Origin of the sequence: Nitratidesulfovibrio liaohensis (assembly GCF_011682075.1) — a bacterium.
GTDB lineage: Bacteria > Desulfobacterota > Desulfovibrionia > Desulfovibrionales > Desulfovibrionaceae > Cupidesulfovibrio > Cupidesulfovibrio liaohensis.
On record NZ_VSMK01000284.1, the window covers coordinates 1 to 3,629 of the forward strand.

Genomic DNA, 3,629 nt, shown 5'->3' on the forward strand with positions numbered 1-3,629 from the left:
GGCGAGGCGGGCATGCAGGCCGTGCGCGACTACGTGGCCGGGGGCGGACGCTACCTTGGCTTCTGCGGCGGCGCGGGCCTTGGTCTTACCGGCGAACACGGCCTTGGGCTGTGCCCGTGGTCGCGCGCGTCGTTCACCGACCGCATGCAGCATTTCGTGTCCGGCCACGTGCACGCCACGCTCAGCGCCGGGCACCCCCTGACCCCCGCCGCCCTGCCGCCGGAACCGGCCCTGCCGGTGTGGTGGCCGGGCCGCTTTGCCCCGGAAGACGGCCACGACGTGGAAATACTGGCCCGCTACACCGAGCCGGGCAGCGACTTCTGGGTGGCCGACCTGCCGCTGGACACCCTGCCCCCCGGCACCTTCGCCGAGTGGGAAGACCTGTACGGCATCCGCCTGCGGCCCACCTTTCTGGCCGGGCAGCCATGCATCCTGCACGGCAGGTACGGCGCGGGCAGCTACACTCTCAGCTACACCCACCTGGAAACGCCGGAATCGCCCCAGGCCAACCTGTGGCTGGCGCATCTGGTGGAGCGCCTGACCGACGCCCCATCCGCTTCCGGCGTTCCCGCCGTCCCCGGTGGCCTGCGCGCCGCAAACCCGCTGGTGCCCGCGTGGGAACTGGACGCCCTGCCCGCCCGCTGGCACGACGACGGCCTGCTGCGCGCCCGCGCGCTGTTCGACGACATCGTGACCATCGGCATCAACCACTGCCTGTTCTTCCGCCGCAATTCGTGGCTCATCGGCTGGCGCGCGGGCATACCCGGCGCAAACCTGAACAACCTGCACGCGGCGGTATGCACCGCCGTGTCCACCCCGCCCACCCCCGCCGCCGAGACATACTGGCACGAGCGCAAGGCGGACTTCCTGGACCGGCTGGCCCTGTTCCACAAGGGCGTCACCGGCTACCTGCTGGCAGAGCGGCTGGCCATGACGCTGGCCAAGACCTTTCCGGAAACCGTCTCGCGCCAGAGCCTGAAGGAACAGCGCGCCGCCCTGTTCGGCCCGCCCATGGCCAGCGGCGGCCTGTACGCGGAACTGCTGGACGTGCTGGACCGGCTGGTGTTCCTGCAATTGCACGGGTAGTCCGACATGCGGATTGCAACATACATGACCATCCTATCCCCAAGGAGAACGCCATGCGCACGTGCCTTGCTGTTCTGTTACTGTCGCTTCTCATGACCGGCGGAGCATTCGCCCAGGACACTGGGACCATCAAGATATCCAGCACCATCGGCCCTGTGGACGCAGGCATCATTCCCATGCTTGCCGACACCTTCGGGCAACGCACAGGCATCAAGGTGACCTATGAAAAGGCGGGCACGGGCGAAACCCTGAAAAAGGCCCGCACGGGCGACTTCGACATGGTCATCGTGCACGCCCGCAAGCTTGAGGACAAGTTCATCGCCGACGGCTTTGGCGTGGACCGCCGCGACGTGATGTACAACGACTTCGTGATCCTAGGCCCCAAGGAGGATCCGGCGGGCATACGGGGGATGAAGGACGCCACGGAAGCCTTCAGGCGATTGGCAACCCGCAAGGCCATGGTGGTCACCCGTGGCGACAATTCGGGCACCCACGTGAAGGAAATGGAAGTCTGGGCCGCGGCAGGCATTGAGCCCGGAGGGGACTGGTACGTGGTCTACCCCGACGGTGCCAAGGGCAACAAGGCCACCACGCTGTTCGCCGACGAAAAGAACGCATACGTGCTCATGGACCGCGCCACCTGGCTGACCCTCAAGGACAGCTCCCGTCTGGCCGTGCTGGTGGAGAAGGATCCGCTGCTGCTCAACTATATCGCTCTCATCCGGGTCAATCCCGAAAAATTCCCGCAGGTCAACACTGCCGGGGCCTTGCGGCTGGCCGACTGGCTTACGGGCGAAGAAGCACAGGGCATCATCAAGGCCTTTGGGGTGGAGAAATACGGCGAACCGCTGTTCTTTCCCAACGCTGCCCCCCGTTAAGCGCAACTGCCCCCTTCCGGGAGGGCTCCTCGCCTTCCCGGAAGGGACGACCCTACGGACTCGGTTGTAGCCGTCCTGCACGAATTCGGTTGCAGGATGTGCCAGCTTCCCCCCCCCGATGGGCCACCCAGATGCAAATGGTGCGGCCATCTTTTCTCGTCCGTGCCCGTCAGTGCAGCCTGTCGAACCGGACGTTACCCGACTCCGGCATGGGGGCTGCGCAGTGCAGCATAGGGAATCCCCCCACACTCTTGTATGTGCGTCCAACAGACTGCCATTGCAGTTCATTTCTTCGGACTGGCGGCATGAACCCCACACGCTGCGGGCCACCTTCGTCAAATACAGCGCGCACCCGCCTCCGCGATGCCGCACCCGCCCCGCCACAAGACGCCATGGACCCGTACGGACCGGCACAAGGGTGGGCATTCCACCACCTTGCCCAAGGCCGGAAACCGCGTATAGCCGTACACCATGGACCGCCCCGCATCCGGAAAAACCACCACGCCCCGGCCAGCCACCGGTGCCGTCTGGCTATTCTCCGCCCTTGCCGCCTACTGCGTCGCCACCTGGCTGGACGCCAACGTCTTTGCCCTGAGCGTGCACAACCTGACCCCGCTGCGCCTTGGCGCCGGGGTGGCCATGGTGGTGTGCCTGCGCACCGGCTGGCAGTCCATGCCGCTCATCGCTGCCCTTTCACTGTCCATGGTCCTGCTTGTCCAGCCCGTGGGGCGCGCCGCGCCGCCCCTGTCCAGTGCCCTGTCCGCCGCCGTGTCCGACGCCCTTGCCGGGGGCATGGCCGCCGTGCTGCTGCAACGCGTGTTCGCCGCGCCTCCCGCAAGCGTCCCCGACCTGTTCCGCGCCGTGGGCAGGGTCTGCCTGCCCGCCGCCGTGGCCGGGGGCGGGGTCATCGCCCTGCAACAGGCCGCCGGGGGATACATGCCGTGGAACCAGGCTGGCCACCTGTTCGCCACGCTGGTCATGGCGGTATGCCTCGGGTTGCTGCTGGTCTATCCGCTGTACCGGGCCTGCGTCGCATATCGTGAACTCACTGGCAGGGAATGCCGCTGGGTGGGGGGCGTACTGGGGGGCAACCTGCTGTTTCTGCTGCTGTCCTTCAACGGATATGGCGGGTGCATCCACTTCATCATGCCCCTGCTGGTGCTGCTGGCCTACCATGCCCGCCTGCACGGGCTGATGCTGGCCCTCGTTCCTTCCATGATGGCCGTGGCCTACGGCGCCACCATGGGCTTCGACCCCTTCCAGATGCCCACCACGGGCGAGGCGGCCTTTCTGCTGGCCACATTCCTGTGCAGCACCACCATGGTGACCCTGGGAGTGGCCCTGCACAACCGCCAGTTGCTGAACGCCGACAGCAGCCGCGAAATGTGGGAACAGAAGGCCCAGCGCGACCCGCTGACCGGACTGTTCAACAGAAGCCGCCTGGACTGCGCCCTGGAGACGGAACTGCGCCGCGCCCAGCGTTCGGAAGACGTGCTGTCGCTGCTCATGGTCGATGTGGACAACTTCAAGGCCTACAACGACATCCACGGGCATCTGGCGGGCGACGCCTGCCTGCGGGCCGTGGCGCATACCCTGCGCACGGTGGCCCACCGCGCGCCCGACCTGGTGGCCCGCTACGGCGGCGAGGAATTCGCCTGCGTGCTG

General features: G+C 66.9%; 3 protein-coding genes. All 3 read left to right on the top strand.

Annotation, left to right across the window (positions count from 1 at the left end):
- On the top strand, window positions 1–1,086 hold a 1,086-nt coding region (locus tag FVW27_RS10330; protein ID WP_167124901.1), incomplete at its 5' end, for a biotin--protein ligase.
- A gap of 53 nt (window positions 1,087–1,139) precedes the next feature.
- Window positions 1,140–1,964 carry an ABC transporter substrate-binding protein gene (locus tag FVW27_RS10335; protein ID WP_167124903.1) on the top strand — a complete coding sequence of 275 codons (825 nt, stop codon included), beginning with the start codon at window positions 1,140–1,142 and terminating at the stop codon, window positions 1,962–1,964.
- Window positions 1,965–2,435: 471 nt separating this feature from the next.
- Window positions 2,436–3,629: sensor domain-containing diguanylate cyclase (locus FVW27_RS21130; protein ID WP_167124905.1), on the top strand; the 1,194-nt coding region annotated here is incomplete at its 3' end.